The sequence below is a fragment of the Exiguobacterium sp. s133 genome, from assembly GCF_018618595.1.
Classification (GTDB): domain Bacteria; phylum Bacillota; class Bacilli; order Exiguobacteriales; family Exiguobacteriaceae; genus Exiguobacterium_A; species Exiguobacterium_A oxidotolerans.
The window spans coordinates 1-15101 of sequence record NZ_JACSMK010000013.1 but is presented as its reverse complement, the minus strand read 5'-3'; the positions used below and the strand labels follow the sequence as shown (position 1 = coordinate 15101).

Here is a 15101-nt window from a genome sequence, read left to right as displayed (position 1 = left end):
GTTAATGTTCTTTACCCGCCTTTCGGTCGATTGAGTGCAAAATCCGTAAAAAAGTCGGATGAAGTAATAAAATAAAGCAAACATTTCCGATTCCATGTACTAAATCAAATACCCCGCCTGTGACGACAAGTGTCAAAAAAGCTTCTCGTGAAAATGCTGTAAAAATTAAAAAGCCGAGGTTGCTGATCCAGCCATACAAAAATCCGGCGAGAAGCCCGTAACAGGCTAACAGCCATTTCGATTTCAATAGCGGTACGAGTCCGACGAGACTGATTGCCATGTAAGCAAGCGCTTGAAATAAAACGAACGGTCCGCTCCCTAAGAATAAACTCGACAGGACGACGACCAACAAACCCGCGACTGCACCGACGACCGGACTGACGTAGACGGCAAGTAACAGAACGAGTGCCGTGGCCGGTTGAATGTTCGGCAGACTCGAAAAAAGAATCCGTCCGACAATCGCCGCCGCAGTGACGAGCGCGATGAAGCGTAACATCGCTTCTGACAGCGGTCGACGCTCAAAACGGATAAACAGAATCAAAATGGACAGACAAGCGAGGAGAATCAGTCCCATCCATATAACCTACTTTGTTCTAAAAAAGTAGCCGCCGGACCATCAAACGCAATTTCACCTTGAACGAGATAAAGGACACGTGTCGCGTGACGGATTAAAAAGTCGTCATGCGTCGCCATCACGACTAACTTCATTGATTGTTCGACGAGTGTTTCGACGAATCGCTGCCGTTGTGCGTCCGTTAATCCTGCTGTCGGTTCGTCAAAATAATAAGCATCGTCGCTCCAGTCAAGCCGTTCAAACAATCGCTGTTTTTGTGAAGCGAACGTGCCCGGTCGACTGTCAACTTGAGGCGCAAGGGCCGGATGCGCAGGCAAGTAATTCTTTCGCCCGCGTCGTTTCACTTTTCCATACAAGGGACGCTCGACGCCGAGTAAGAGCCGTAGCAACGTCGACTTCCCACTCCCGTTGGCACCGACGAGCACCACTCGTTCCCCTGCCGCTAAACTGAGGCGGGATACGTCTAACGCATAGCGCGTCTGCATCGGATAACGATGTTCGACGGCCCACATCTCATCATAGAGGTCTCCTTGAGTTGCTTGCTCGAACACAATCTGTTCTAAATCCGCTTGATCAGTGACTGAATAATAGATACGACATGTAAAACGACGTTCCATCTCACTCAGCAAATCGACCAATCGCCGTTTTCGCACGTGATCTAAAAACAGGAAGGGATTGTCTAAGAAAAGACTTGGCGGTAACGAAGCGAGCGCATATCCAACTGAAACGAGTTGCTGCTCTCCGGATGATAACTCACTTACCTCTCGCTCAAAGAACGGTTCTAGTCCGAGGAGTGTCGTAAGTTCTCCCGCGACAAACAGACTTGTTGTCGCTAGTAAATCACGGACTCGCCCATGTAGCAGTCGTTCCGGATAGATGATGGGCTGTCCCGCTTCGGCCGCGAGACGCTCAAGCTGTCCGGTCGCTTTGCTGTCGTTTGAAATAATCGTTGGCATCACGAAAAGCTCCTTTCGAACAGAGTAAAATCATCGGCAATACGACTGCACCAACATAAGCATACGAGGTCAACAACAGACTGCTGACACTAAGCAAAATCACACCCGTCCGAATGTCACGCAGCGTTAGTTTTCGAAGTCTGCTCGGTACGGCGTCAATCGGTAATAAATGATACATCGCCATTCGTTCTAACTGCTCCGATAATGAATGATGCCGATGGCTCATCTTCACTTCCGGCCATGTCCGGAGCAAAGACGGAATTAGTGCAAGCACGAGCCCGGTTAGTCGCGTCAGTCGTGGTAACATCCGAAACAAAGGTCCCATCTGTTCGAGACGAACAAGCGTGAACACGAGTTGACTTGACGTGATAAATAAGGTGATTTGTACGCTGACCGCCAGAATCCCAATCACATCAATCGATGCGCCATAGAGAAGTGGAACCATCATCATCAATGTATAGAGTAGCGGTAACATGAGATAACGAAAGACCTCGAACTGACGAATGGTAATGAAAAAGATGAGATGGACGAGCGCGAGCATTCCTATATGATCCTGCAAGACGAACGGGACCGATAGCATCACCATCAAAAAAAGAGCAACATTCAATGGATGAAGTCGCTCCCGTTCTGTCTTACTGAAAATAAGCCATTGCATCTTTTTCAAATCGCCATTCAAGGCGATCTCCGTCTTGAAGTTCGTAACTTCCCGCTCCGACCTCACCCGGTTTTTCATTGACGCCGAATACCCAGCCGCTGCTTGCTCCAGCTGACTTTTCTCGAACTCCCTCGACGGCTGTGACATAAGCCATCTCACCTTTTCCTGTTTTGACGACATCTAACTTCGTTTCTTCGAGCGCATCCAGCGCCGTCTCTTCTTGATCAAAACACATTGCTTCCTCAAACAACGTCTTGTCCTTTGCATGGTTGACGACCGAGACGTCAACCTTCACGTCGCAGGCCTCTGTTTTCGAGCTCTTAGGCTCCGCTTCCTCAGAACACCCTGCTAAGATAAGTAAACTTCCCGCTAATATCCACTGTTTCATCGAACGACTCCCTTTCGCCTTGATGTCTCAAAGCTGTAATTGTACAACAAAATCTTTTTCTCACGAAGGGATTGTCCGTCCGCCCGCAAATAGGTCAAGCGAATTGCGTTCGCGAGGACGTCTTCTCCTGTATTGACATAAGGGATCAACTCCCCTTGATCATCAATTAATAACACGGTCGCATCTTGTAGACTAAACGTTTCATAAAGACCATCCATATCCATCTCGACATACGGTGTCTTTGATTCATGTAATATTTGTTTAATCGACAGCTGGCGTAACGTATCAAACGAACGAGACGCATCAATCAGTTTCTGGTAATACGATTCGAGCGATCGTTCCATCACTTCTTCACGTGGTCGATACGTGATTGTGCCTGTGATTTCTTGATAGGAAATGTCATAGCGGACGAACCGCTTCGGGCTTTTAGCAATGACTTCGAACGTCGCATTCCGCAAATTGCCACCCTGGTCAAATAATAGTTCGCTTTGCTCGAGCCGTAACGACTCATCTCCGACCCGCTTCTCAATTTGGTTCAACAAGTGATTGAACGACTGATCCGTAATCATCACTCGCCCAATCTGTTGTGTTTCTTCACGGACTGTAAACGTATCAAACGGACCGGCGAATAATTGCAATAAAAAAAATAAAAATCCGAACAAGGCCATATACCGTTTGTAGCGTGAGTTTTTTTGCGGATGAAGCACGATTAAAAATAGAATGATTCCAAGTGGTAACTGAATATCATAGACTGGAAATGAAACGGAACCTAAGCAGGCATAAAAGACAAGTTTCATGTAGAGATAACGTTCTTTTTCCGTCCTTTTTTCTAGTAAGAATGCGAGTAGGACGGCTGCTAATAAAAAGAGTGCCCACCGAATCAATACGTCCATCACTTACGCCTTCACTTGGACGGATTGATGATCCACCATGAGATACGATTCAGGGAATACTTCCCGTGCTTCACGTTCTAAGTGATCCTCTTGCTCGACATAACGGGCTGAGACATGTGTCAATAATAATTTTTTCGCTTCCGCTTGTTTTGCAATTCCCGCCGCCTGACGTGCTGTCGAGTGTCCGAAACGTCCCGCATGTTCTGTTTCGGTATCGGCGAACGTCGCCTCATGAATCAACACATCGACTCCCCGCGCTAAGCGGATGCTCGCTTCGCAAGGTGTCGTATCGCCTAAGACGGCCAACTTCACGCCTGGTTTCGGTTGCCCTAAAAAATCTGATGACTCGTAAAGCGTTCCCTCAAACTCGAACGAATCGCTTTGTTTAATTTGTTTATAGAGTGGACCGGACGGAATACCGTGCTCCTTTAAGCGATCGACGAGCAACATCCCTTTTTCTTGATGCCCTTCGATCCGGTACCCATACGCTAAAAAACGATGCTCAAGTGCGGCGACCGTAATCGTAAAACCTTCATGTTCGTACGTTTGACCCGCTTCGACTTCAATCACGTCTAGCGGATAACGTAAATATGTCCCTGTGACACGAAGTGTCGCATCGAGCCATTCCTGTAACCCCTTCGGTCCATAAATCGTCAATCGTGTCGTTCCTTCAAGCGCTGCCCGCGTACTGATGAAACCGGGCAAACCAAAAATATGATCCCCGTGAAGATGAGTGATGAAAATCGTGCTGACTTTTCGTGGTTTAATCGGACTGTATAAGATTTGGTGTTGCGTCGCCTCACCACAATCAAACAACCACGTCATCTTCGGGTGCATCAAGGCGATTGACGACACGTTTCGTTGTTTTGAAGGCATACCTGCTCCTGTACCTAAAAAATAAAATTCCATCTTTTTCCCCTTTTCGTAAAATTAGCATTTTTCATACACAAAATACATCTTTCACACAATGAATCATGGTAAACTGTACCCATACTGATTCGAAAGGTGGTTTTTTCCATGACCAAAATCGAACGGACCTATGCACGAATCGTACACGAAGCCCGGATGCTGAACGAGAACTATCGGCAAAAGTACGGCAAGTCGATTCAGATTCAAGAAATCGCGACGACCTTATTATGTACTGAAGAATTTGTTCTTGAGTCAATGGAGTTCGTCGAACGTCCTCAATTAACTTAATCGTAAACGAACAAAGAGTGTACCGCAATATAGCGGTACACTCTTTTCATTATCTTCTCACTTATTTGTGATGTAATCGACGAGCGTAACACATAGTTCTGCCGTCTTGACGAGTTCTTCGATCGGCATTCTTTCATTCGTCGTATGGATGTCTTCGTATCCGACTGCTAAGTTGACTGTCGGAATACCGAAACCAGCGATGACGTTCGCATCTGAACCGCCACCTGAATGAAGTAAACGTGGTGTCCGCCCAAGTTGCGCAATTGCAGCTTTCGCAACTTCGACGACTTGATCTCCGTCTTCGAACTTGAAGCCAGGATACATGACTTTGACTTCGACTTCAGCACGTCCGCCGAGTTCAGCGGCTGCTTCTTCAAAGGCAGCTTTCATTTTTTCTGTCTGGGCTTCCATCTTCGGTGCAACGAGTGAACGTGCTTCTGCGAAGATTTCTACATAATCGCAGACGATGTTCGTCGATGGACCACCACCACTGAATCGGCCGACATTTGCTGTCGTCTCTTCATCAATTCGACCAAGCGGCATTTTCGCGATGGCTTTTGCAGCAATCGTAATGGCAGAAACACCTTTTTCAGGCGCAACCCCAGCATGTGCCGTTTTGCCATAGATTTTAGCATTCACTTTCGCTTGTGTCGGGGCAGCCGTGATGATATCGCCCACTTTACCGTCTGAATCAAGGGCAAACCCATAGTCTGCATCGATTTTTGATGGATCGAGGACCATCGCCCCGACAAGACCTGATTCTTCGCCAACTGTGATGACGAATTGAATCTGTCCGTGCGGTTGCTTCGTTTCATTCAAGACGTGGACCAGCTCGATGATTGATGCAAGACCCGCTTTATCATCTGCCCCGAGGATTGTCGTACCATCCGTTTTGACATACCCATCCTCGATGATCGGTTTAATCCCTTGTCCCGGGAATACCGTATCCATATGTGACGTGAAATAAATTTTATCGACCCCGTCTTTTGTTGCTGGAAGTGTGACGATTAAGTTATTTCCTTTATGTTCCGTTTTCGATGATGCATCATCTTCAAAGACGTCACATCCGAGTTCTGTGAACGTTTTTTTCAAATGGGCACAAATTTGTGCCTCTTCTTTTGATTCTGAATCGATTTGGACTAACTCTAAAAATGTATCAAGTACACGTTTCTCATTGACCATGCTAGATTCCTCCTCATGTAAGTACTATTCGACTAGCGCTTTTTCAGTATACCATCAACTGACTGATTTGCACTTCAGAAGGGTTGTTTGTACAATAACAGTAATTACGTTTGCATTTTAGAAAGGAGTTGCACCTGTCATGTCACGCCCATCCAAACAACAACGTCTCATCAAGTGGACGACGATTGCGATCTTAGCAATCTTCTTACTTGGTACTTTTGCCTCGACGATGTTTTATTTCTTCTGATCTCGCGACGAAACGCTGCTTTAATTGTAAATATTGCTCCGTTTCTTGCAACATGTGCAACAGCGCGGACCGGACTTCGAACTCTTCACGTGTCGTCGGTAACGGCGAAGCACGGAAGGTCGCGAGTAAGTCCGCCAGTTCTTGTAAAAATAAACTTGCGTCGGCCTCCGGACGGACATTGTCACCAATCGTCCGAAACAGGTCGGCGACTTTTTTGCCTTCTTCGACGATTAACACCAAATCATCAACATTACGGACGATTCCGCGGAGCAGTTCGAACTGTTGCTCCCGCATCCGGAAATAGCTGTAGTCCTCGTCATCATTTCGACGACCGATGGCATTGCCCATCCGTTTTAACGAAGCGTCCTTTCCTTCCCGCAACAAGCGTTCCGTTTCTTCGAGCGTCAGCGAATGATGATTGATCCGCCCCGTCTCGATCGCCGCGGCGACTTCAAAGAACAAAGCAGCAATCCGTTTATCGATTTGCTGACGGCGCTCCGTGATGACACGGTCAAGGCTCGGCATATACATATTGACGAGTAATCCGACACCGACGCCAATCAAAATCAAGTAGACTTCATTTAAAAAAATCGCAAGGTTGAGTTGTCGTGCCGTGTAAAGATGCGTCAAGATGACGACACTCGTAATAAAACCGTCCTGTAGACGGAGGCGTTGCGTCAACGGAAGGAATATAATGAAATAAAGTGCTAAAGCAACTGGCCGATAACCGATGATTTCGAAAATCAGGAAACCGATTCCGATGGCAAGAATCGACGCCATCATGCGTTCGTACGATGAACGAATTGATTTTTTCCGCGTCGCTTGAATACTCAAGATGGCGATGATGGCGGCGAAAACATAGTAGTCGAGTTGCATCTGCTCTGCAATCCACATCGCAAGTGCGGCTGCGACGGCCGTTTTTAAAGTCCGATATCCAATGAACATCGAGTTCCCCCCTATTCTTTGTTAGACTACCTATCCTTTACCCAAGTTGTCTATCGATTTTTTGAAGGACGTGATTTTTTGAGTACACGCACGATTCGTCCCGGCCGTCCCGCAAAAAAAGCGGGATCCCTGAAAGGACTGTTATTTTTCTTTTTGCTCGGGATCGTTCTATTCTATTTGTTGAAGGACGATCCACCGTCCGTCTTAAAACCGGCTGCTCCGTACATCGCTGAAAAATATCAAGAAGGTCAAGTCGCGACGGAACAAGAATTCGATACGTTCAGCGAAGCGAAAACCTACCTTGGTGACGACCGTGGTGCCGTTAAACGAACCGAGGATGACCGTTATCTCTACTTGACTGGTCCCGGTATCGGGATCGTCGACGAAGGTGGTACGCTCAACATCTATCAAGACGAATCGTTAAAAAAACGGTTGACATATGTCGCGTCCGGTAGCCGTTTAACACTGCGCGACTTCGGTCCAGACGTCAGTCGGATTGAAATTGCCGGTGTCCGCGGCTTCGTTGCGTCGGATCGGTTGACCTTGTATCCCCTTGAACGATCGACGAACCGATCGTTTTACGAACGAACGGGTGATACGTTACGTCACTACATCGTCGCGAACGCCGGACTCGGCGGCTGGATTACCGTCGGACGTGCCCCAAAAGACATTTCGAAGCGGACGACCGACTATGTCGAAGTGACGACATTGACGAAAGATTTACGGAAACCGACTCCTTTGTCCGCAAAAGAGCTTGATGCCTTCATCAAAAACAATGCGCCCGATAGTCCGTTGATCGGTACTGGGAAGACGTTCAAAAAAGTCGAGCGTGATTTTGATATCAATGCCGCCTATCTCCTCGCTCATGCGATTCATGAATCAAATTACGGTCGGTCGACGATTGCCCGTGAAAAATTCAATCTGTTTGGCGTCAATGCGACGGATATTGCACCTGGTCAAAATGCAACGGCTTATAAATCGCTTGACGACTCGATTCGAAAAACGGGTCAGTTTATCGCCCGCGACTACCTCGCGACGGATGGTAAGTACCACCGTGGACCGTTCCTCGGAAATAAAGCAAAAGGAATGAACGTTTTTTATGCATCGGATCCTTACTGGAGCGAAAAAATCGCTGGTATCCTGTACAAAATGGACGCCTTCTAATTCCGAGATATGATACACTAATGGGCGAGACATTAACCATTGAGGAGTGATTCAGCATGGAAAAAGTATTGATTTTTGGTCATAAAAATCCGGATACGGATACGATTACGTCAGCAATCGCGTACGCTGAACTGAAGAAAGCATTAGGTGTGAATGCCGAAGCGATACGTTTAGGCGAAATCAATGATGAAACACAATTCGCACTCGATCAATTTAAAATCGCTGCACCGCGTCTTGTTACGGCAGTCGCTGCCGAAGCATCACACGTCATTCTCGTCGACCACAACGAACGTCAACAAAGTGCCGACGACATCGCTGACGTCACGGTCACAGAAGTCATCGATCACCACCGGATTGCGAACTTTGAGACATCAGATCCGATCTACTACCGCGCTGAGCCCGTCGGTTGTACGGCAACGATTTTGAACAAACTTTATAAAGAACATGGTGTCGCGATCAAACCGGAAATCGCAGGTTTGATGTTATCGGCAATCGTTTCCGATTCATTGTTGTTCAAGTCACCGACATGTACGGAAGAAGACATCGTCGCTGCACGTGAACTTGCAGAAATCGCCGGTGTCGATGCAAACGTCTACGGTTTGAACATGCTCAAAGCAGGTGCTGACTTATCGAAAAAATCAATCACAGAATTGATTTCACTTGACGCAAAAGAGTTTTCGATGGGCGCACACAAAGTCGAGATTGCTCAGGTCAATACGGTCGATACAGCTGAAGTGTTACTTCGTCAAGCTGAGCTTGAAGAGCAAATCAATACGATCATTCTCGAAAAAGAACTCGATCTGTTCGTGTTCCTCGTGACTGACATCTTAACAAATAATTCAGTTGCGCTCGTACTCGGACAACAAGCACCACTCGTCGAACAAGCTTATGGAATTGAAGCAACCAACCACCTCGTTTACCTCGAAGGTGTCGTTTCACGGAAGAAACAAGTTGTTCCAATCCTGACAGATACTGCCGTTAGTTCAAAATAATCGACTACAAAAAAGAAGGAGTTCACTCCTTCTTTTTTGAATACTAATAATGAATGGTTGTTCATTCAGACTAAAGGGGGAGAAGTTAATGGCACAAACGATCATGGTGACAGGCGGTACGAGCGGTATGGGGAAAGCAATGGCACTCGCCTTAAAAGAAGCCGGCTGGAACGTCGTCGTCACAGGACGTGACTTGGAACGGTTACAACAAACGGATCATGAACTAAAGCAGATTGAGGGGGAGCATCTGACCATTCAAATGGATGTGCGTGATACCGATGCCTGTATCGCGGCTGTCAATCAAGCACGGGAAACGTTCGGTCGCTTAGAGGCACTCGTGAACAATGCGGCCGGAAATTTCATCTGTCCGACGGATGAGCTGTCTCCGAACGGATGGAAGACGGTCATCGACATTGTCCTCAATGGGACATTCAATTGTTCACACGCGCTTGTCAAAGGCTGGCAAGAAGATGACGTCAAAGGTGGACAGATTTTAAACATCGTCGCTTCTTACGCGTGGCAAGCTGGAGCCGGTGTCGCTCCGAGTGCTGCCGCAAAAGCCGGAGTCTTGAATTTGACGCGGACGCTTGCCGTCGAGTGGGGGTATAAGTATCATGCCCGCATCAATGCGATCAGTCCGGGGCCGATCGAACGGACGGGTGGTGCCGATAAACTGGCGATGTCACCGGAACACGCGGAACGAATTCGTCGCAATGTACCACTCGGACGGTTCGGGACACCGGAAGAAATCGCTGGACTCGCCGTCTGGATGGTCTCCGATCAAGCAAGCTACTTAAATGGAGAATGCATCGCACTGGACGGCGGTCACTGGCTGAACAAACAACCGTTCTGACTATCACAATCACCTTCCAAAGCGGGAGGTGATTTTTTCATTTCGTTTCTCCTCTAAAAATTAACTATGTTTATAAATCATTATCGAAAGGAAAAAAGAACAATGGAATAAGGGAGGAATCAGTTATGTGGATGGCTTTAGGTTGGGGCGCACTCGCCGGGGGCGCAGTCGTCATCGGAGCATTGATTGGTTTATTTTTACCGATGAAGCAACGGTACATCGGATATGTCATGTCATTCGGTACGGGGATCTTGATTGGGGCAGCGACGTTCGAACTGCTCGACGAAGCCTTGAATAAATCAACGACGTTCATCGTCGCTATCTCGTTCATCGTCGGTTCTCTCGTCTTTACAGGATTTGATTTTTTTGTTTCTTCGCGAGGTGCGAGTAAACGGAAACGTTCAGGCGGCGGAAACGAAGGGACCGGCACCGCCATCTTTTTCGGAACGATTTTAGATGCGATTCCGGAATCGATCATGATTGGGGCAAGCTTATTGTCGGGGAATGTCAGTGCGGCACTCGTTGCGGCGATTTTCGTCAGCAATATTCCGGAAGGTCTCTCGAGTACGACCGGACTTCAAAAAGACGGATTTTCGAAGAAAAAAATCTTCATCATGTGGGGTGTCGTCTGGTTGATTTCTGCCCTCGCCTCGCTCGCCGGCTATTCCGTGCTTGCTAACCTACCCGATATGCAATTTGCGATGATCGGCGCCTTCGCAAGCGGTGGCATCATCGCGATGCTCGCTTCGACGATGATGCCGGAGGCGCATGAGGAAGGTGGCACGATCGTCGGACTACTCGCCTCACTCGGTCTCATCACTGCCATCATCCTTAGCTGAAGCTCGGTGATTTTAAAAGAGCTTGACGATAAGGACCGAGCTAGAAAGTGCCGGTGAATCCGCATCATTTACGGATTCACCGGCACTTTTTGCGCACAGGACGGAACTATCGGAACAGAGAGCGCGGACGGATTGAGTCTTGAATCAACTCTTGTGTCCGTTTTTCACAACTCCCACTCCGTCTGAAAACGTTCCAAAAATTCAACCATGAACGCATGCCGTTCCTCTGCGATGCCTTTTGCCGTTTCGGTATTCATCAAATCCTTTAACAAAAGTAACTTCTCATAAAAATGATTGATTGTGCTCGAAGGACTCGTCCGGTCTCCCGGCTTGCGTGGTCTTAAACCGGGTACATGCATCGGTGCTTGGGTCAATGCTCCATACTGGAAGGTCCGGGCGACCCCGATGGCACCGATTGCATCTAACCGATCTGCGTCCTGGACGATTTTCCCTTCCAGCGTCTCAAGTGGTGGACGGTCCCCCCCTTTAAATGACATCCCATCAATGATTTGAAGGATTTTCTGTTTCCGAGTGTCTGAGACTTTCCCGGATAAAAACGCATCGACGGAAGAAAGTGTTCCGCCGAGTTTCTCGTCCGCGACATCATGCAGGAGTGCCGCCAGTTCAATCGTCAGCAAATCCCCGCCTTCCGTCGCAGCAATCTGTAAAGCCATCTTCCGGACCCGTTCGATATGGGCATAGTCATGTCCTGAAAAATCCGTCGCGTGAAAGGCACGGACGAACTGTTCCGTTTCGTTAATCATAAAAATCCTCCCACTCCGTCCGCAACAATCCGTAAAGCAGCATGTCATGCCGCTTACCATCCCGTTTTAAAAATTGCCGGTACGTGCCTTCGTGGACGAAGCCGAGTCGTTCGTATAATGCAATCGCACGCTCATTATAGGCAAAGACCGTCAACTGGATCCGCTCGAGGTTGAGCTCATAAAAGGCGTATCGCAGTAATAGCTGTAATGCTTTTCGCCCATACCCTTTCCCGGTTTCACTTGGGTCGATTCCAATCATCAACCAAGCCGTCCCGTTCGACCATAAGATATCTTCGAGGGAGACGATACCAATCAGACGCTCGGCATCCGTCCGACGAACGGCGAACCGAAACGTCTCATGGGCATCACTCGCAAGCATCCCGTTGATTTTTTCATCTGACAAGAAGCGATATGGTGTCGCACTCAAGTTTCGTGCAAACGTCGCATCGTCAAGAAAGCCCCGATAGACGTCCGTATCTGCCGCTTGGAAACGTGTCAGCCGGATGCCTTTCCCCTCTAGTAACTTCACTTCATTCATCCTCCTCAAAAAACGCCACCCCTTTGATGAAAGAGATGGCGGTTATGTGTTATAAGACTTTTTCCAAGAATTTTTTCGCACGGTCGGTTTTCGGATGATCGAACAACTCGACCGGTGTTCCTTCTTCCATCAAAATGCCTTCGTCGAGGAACAGGACACGGTCGGCGACTTCTTTTGCGAAGCCCATCTCGTGCGTGACGATGACCATCGTCATCCCACTTTCCGCGAGTTGCTTCATGACATCGAGGACTTCATTGACCATTTCCGGGTCGAGTGCTGATGTTGGTTCATCGAACAACATGACGTTCGGCTCCATCGCGAGGGCACGCGCGATCGCAACACGTTGCTTTTGACCACCGGATAGCTGGTTCGGGAAATTATCCCGTTTTTCAGCGAGACCCACGCGTTCAAGTAATACTTCGCCACGTTTGATTGCGTCCTCTTTTGATAAACCGAGGACATTGATTGGGGCATAAATTAAGTTATCGAGCACTGACTTATGAGGGAACAGGTTAAACTGTTGAAACACCATCCCGATGTTTTGACGCGCTTTCGCGATATTCGCTTTCGGTTTTGTCAATTCGAAGCCGTCGACATTAATCATTCCACCTGTCGGTTGCTCCAAAAGGTTGATACAACGTAAGAACGTCGACTTCCCTGAACCCGACGGTCCGATAACTGCGACGACTTCCCCACGGCCGACTGTCGTCGTGATGCCTTTTAATACTTCTAACTTTCCGAACTGTTTGTACAGATCGGTGACTTGAATCATAGGTTCCATCTGATTACCCACTCTTTCTCATAGCTTTTTCGACTTGTTGACCAATCAAGGACAATCCCATGACAAGGACGAAATAGACGAGTCCCGCAAATAACAAGGGTTCGAAGTACAATGCTTTTTCTCCACCGACGACTTGCGCTCGGCGCATAATATCGAGAACACCGACTGTCGAGACGAGTGCCGACTCTTTTGTTAACGTAATCATTTCATTCATGATGGCTGGTAAAATGTTTTTGAACGCTTGCGGTAAGATGATTGACCGCAATTGTTTCATGTATGGGATACCGAGTGCATCCGCTGCTTCCCATTGTCCACGATCGACTGCTTGAATTCCTGCCCGGATGATTTCCGAGATGTAAGCACCCGAGTTTAATGAAAAGGCGATGACAGCGGATTGATAGCCTGTCGTGACGTAACCTGTCAGTTGCGGTAAACCGAAGTGAATGATTGCCAGTTGCAAAATCAAGGGTGTTCCACGAAAGACTGCCGTATACGCGTGTCCAATGAAGCGAATGAATTTGCTTTTCGTAATTTTAAGGGCTGCCACGATGATTCCGATCAACATCCCTGCGACGGCAGCGACGAGCACGACTTGGAACAGAACTGGAATCCCTTGCAGAATATATGGGATTGAATCTTGAATCTTTGTAAAGTCTATCATAACCAAACTCCTAACGTCGCGCAAAAGGGATGGATTTACCCCCACCCCTATGTGCTTCTCTTATTTTGCTTCTTTTTGGAACCATTCTTCTGCAAGTTTGTCGATTTCACCCGCATCGATCATCTTTTTCAACTCTTTGTTGAACTCGTCACGCATCTTGTCGCCTTTTTTGAAAGCGGCGGCTGAACCCGTCGGTCCGTCTTCTTTAATTTCATACGTTTTTAACGATTCGTCTTGATCCATGTATTTGACCGCTACAGCATCTTCGATGATGAGCGCATCAATCCGACCCGTATTGAGTTCTTGAATGATTTCCGGAATTTTATTCAACGAGACGGCTTCGCTGTCTTTATAACGATCTTTTGCAATGCCTTCTTGAATCGATCCAAGTTGGACGCCGATTTTTTTACCTTTCAGTTCATCTTCCGAACTAATCGCTTCGTCTTTTGTCATGACGAGGTTCTTTGATTCGAAGTAAACATCTGTGAAATCAGCGTTTTTCTTCCGCTCGTCTGTCGGTGTCATTCCTGCCATGACAAAATCAACCCGACCTGAGCTGAGTGCTCCGAGTAAGCTACCGAACTCCATGTCTTCAATTTTCAAATCATAACCGAGGTTTTTTGTAACTTCTTTTGCGATTGCGACATCAAATCCAACGATGTCGTCCCCTTTCGCCGTATCGATGTATTCAAACGGGAAGTAATCTGCTGACGTTCCCATCGTTAATACTTTACTGTCATCACTTGAACCGCCTGATGAATCATCTGATGCACCACATGCTGCCATCGTAAGTGCGAGAATGCCTGCCATTGCCGTTGCTACTAATTTTTTCATGAATAAATTCCCCTTCCAACGCTCAATTGTCAGAACTTTAACAATAGTATGACTTATGTTTTTTTCTAATTCAATACTAAATAGCTCTGATCCGATTTATTACTTTTAGGATATACGAATATTTATTCATTGTAAAGTATAATTATCTCGTAATAATGCATAAATCGATTCTTTTTATACAAAACATGAGTAAATAACCACTTTTGAATCCGCTTACATTTTTATTGCTATCCTCGGATTTTAATCATGGGTACTTTCTAACTCGAAAAAGGGGATGCTATTGATTCGATTCGTCTTTCTTTTTTCATTGCTCTTTCAATAAGTCGGCCTCTGCTTCAGGGGGACTGCTAAAAAAACATCTCTTTCGCGCACACTCACTTTCACGACAAATTAAAACCGTGTTTCAATTAAGAAACACGGCTCTAGACTGTAGTCAAAGTGCCATTGGGCGATAAAAGCGTTTTTTTCGTTGCTTTCCTCGGGCGAGGCGCAAGCCGTTGCTCCTTGGTCCTAATGGACAACGAGCAGGGTCTTGCCTGCCTCTGAAAGTGAACTGCTCCCCGTCAAGTAGACAGGTCAAATAATATAAATTTTTTAAACGGCTTGAGCCCTGAATTCCAGCGGACTTAAGCCGTTTA

At 47.2% G+C, this 15101-nt stretch carries 18 protein-coding genes; 5 read left to right on the top strand and 13 right to left on the bottom strand.

Going from position 1 to position 15101, the window contains the following annotated elements; translation table 11 throughout:
* Position 1: 1 nt before the first annotated feature.
* From KNP96_RS14660 to rnz, 6 genes are read right to left on the bottom strand one after another with little or no spacing between them, the layout of a single operon-like run.
* On the bottom strand, positions 2 to 574 hold the full coding sequence (locus KNP96_RS14660) for an ECF transporter S component (RefSeq protein ID WP_214765349.1): 573 nt from the start codon (positions 572 to 574) through the stop codon (positions 2 to 4).
* Entirely contained in the window at positions 565 to 1530 is a 966-nt protein-coding gene (locus tag KNP96_RS14655; RefSeq protein ID WP_214771585.1) for an ATP-binding cassette domain-containing protein, read from the bottom strand. The genes KNP96_RS14660 and KNP96_RS14655 overlap by 10 nt, the downstream gene beginning before the upstream one ends.
* Positions 1484 to 2185: a hypothetical protein gene (locus KNP96_RS14650; protein WP_214765353.1), complete on the bottom strand. Its 702-nt coding sequence runs from the start codon at positions 2183 to 2185 to the stop codon at positions 1484 to 1486. The genes KNP96_RS14655 and KNP96_RS14650 overlap by 47 nt, the downstream gene beginning before the upstream one ends.
* A complete protein-coding gene (locus tag KNP96_RS14645; protein WP_214765355.1) occupies positions 2163 to 2573 on the bottom strand; it encodes a DUF4430 domain-containing protein in 411 nt (136 codons plus the stop codon). Before KNP96_RS14645 ends, KNP96_RS14650 begins: the two co-directional genes overlap by 23 nt.
* Positions 2570 to 3466, bottom strand: a complete 897-nt coding sequence (locus KNP96_RS14640) for a hypothetical protein (RefSeq protein WP_214765356.1) — start codon at positions 3464 to 3466, stop codon at positions 2570 to 2572. Before KNP96_RS14640 ends, KNP96_RS14645 begins: the two co-directional genes overlap by 4 nt.
* A 3-nt stretch (positions 3467 to 3469) precedes the next feature.
* Positions 3470 to 4375 carry a ribonuclease Z gene (rnz, locus tag KNP96_RS14635; protein WP_214765358.1) on the bottom strand — a complete coding sequence of 302 codons (906 nt, stop codon included), beginning with the start codon at positions 4373 to 4375 and terminating at the stop codon, positions 3470 to 3472.
* Between the two features lie 108 nt (positions 4376 to 4483).
* Between rnz and KNP96_RS14630 the strand changes: the two genes are divergently transcribed.
* Positions 4484 to 4663 (top strand): hypothetical protein, encoded by a 180-nt coding sequence (locus KNP96_RS14630; RefSeq protein WP_029333114.1) that lies wholly within the window; start codon positions 4484 to 4486, stop codon positions 4661 to 4663.
* Positions 4664 to 4720: 57 nt separating this feature from the next.
* Here the strand turns inward: KNP96_RS14630 and KNP96_RS14625 are convergent, their stop codons facing one another.
* Both KNP96_RS14625 and KNP96_RS14620 read right to left on the bottom strand, forming a co-directional pair.
* Positions 4721 to 5845 carry a M20/M25/M40 family metallo-hydrolase gene (locus tag KNP96_RS14625; RefSeq protein ID WP_088836648.1) on the bottom strand — a complete coding sequence of 375 codons (1125 nt, stop codon included), beginning with the start codon at positions 5843 to 5845 and terminating at the stop codon, positions 4721 to 4723.
* A 205-nt stretch (positions 5846 to 6050) separates the two neighbouring features.
* On the bottom strand, positions 6051 to 7037 hold the full coding sequence (locus tag KNP96_RS14620) for an aromatic acid exporter family protein (RefSeq protein WP_214771583.1): 987 nt from the start codon (positions 7035 to 7037) through the stop codon (positions 6051 to 6053).
* A 78-nt stretch (positions 7038 to 7115) separates the two neighbouring features.
* Here KNP96_RS14620 and KNP96_RS14615 point away from each other — a divergent pair, with 78 nt between their 5' ends.
* From KNP96_RS14615 to KNP96_RS14600, 4 genes are all read left to right on the top strand, one after another.
* Positions 7116 to 8201, top strand: coding sequence for an N-acetylglucosaminidase (locus KNP96_RS14615; protein ID WP_088836646.1), 1086 nt, complete (start codon positions 7116 to 7118; stop codon positions 8199 to 8201).
* 56 nt (positions 8202 to 8257) lie between these two features.
* On the top strand, positions 8258 to 9193 hold the full coding sequence (locus tag KNP96_RS14610) for a manganese-dependent inorganic pyrophosphatase (RefSeq protein ID WP_029333110.1): 936 nt from the start codon (positions 8258 to 8260) through the stop codon (positions 9191 to 9193).
* A gap of 88 nt (positions 9194 to 9281) precedes the next feature.
* The gene (gene fadH / locus KNP96_RS14605; RefSeq protein WP_088836645.1) at positions 9282 to 10046 is read left to right on the top strand and encodes a 2,4-dienoyl-CoA reductase; all 765 of its coding nucleotides are present in this window, start codon (positions 9282 to 9284) and stop codon (positions 10044 to 10046) included.
* A 125-nt stretch (positions 10047 to 10171) separates the two neighbouring features.
* A complete protein-coding gene (locus tag KNP96_RS14600) occupies positions 10172 to 10885 on the top strand; it encodes a ZIP family metal transporter (protein WP_214771581.1) in 714 nt (237 codons plus the stop codon).
* Between the two features lie 164 nt (positions 10886 to 11049).
* Here the strand turns inward: KNP96_RS14600 and KNP96_RS14595 are convergent, their stop codons facing one another.
* From KNP96_RS14595 to KNP96_RS14575, 5 genes are read right to left on the bottom strand one after another with little or no spacing between them, the layout of a single operon-like run.
* Positions 11050 to 11649: an HD domain-containing protein gene (locus KNP96_RS14595; RefSeq protein ID WP_214765362.1), complete on the bottom strand. Its 600-nt coding sequence runs from the start codon at positions 11647 to 11649 to the stop codon at positions 11050 to 11052.
* On the bottom strand, positions 11642 to 12178 hold the full coding sequence (locus KNP96_RS14590) for a GNAT family N-acetyltransferase (protein WP_353048370.1): 537 nt from the start codon (positions 12176 to 12178) through the stop codon (positions 11642 to 11644). Before KNP96_RS14590 ends, KNP96_RS14595 begins: the two co-directional genes overlap by 8 nt.
* 58 nt (positions 12179 to 12236) lie before the next feature.
* Positions 12237 to 12959: an amino acid ABC transporter ATP-binding protein gene (locus KNP96_RS14585; protein ID WP_088838454.1), complete on the bottom strand. Its 723-nt coding sequence runs from the start codon at positions 12957 to 12959 to the stop codon at positions 12237 to 12239.
* A 13-nt stretch (positions 12960 to 12972) separates the two neighbouring features.
* Positions 12973 to 13629, bottom strand: coding sequence for an amino acid ABC transporter permease (locus KNP96_RS14580; protein ID WP_088836641.1), 657 nt, complete (start codon positions 13627 to 13629; stop codon positions 12973 to 12975).
* A gap of 60 nt (positions 13630 to 13689) precedes the next feature.
* Positions 13690 to 14463 carry a transporter substrate-binding domain-containing protein gene (locus tag KNP96_RS14575; protein ID WP_088836640.1) on the bottom strand — a complete coding sequence of 258 codons (774 nt, stop codon included), beginning with the start codon at positions 14461 to 14463 and terminating at the stop codon, positions 13690 to 13692.
* Positions 14464 to 15101: the final 638 nt, after the last annotated feature.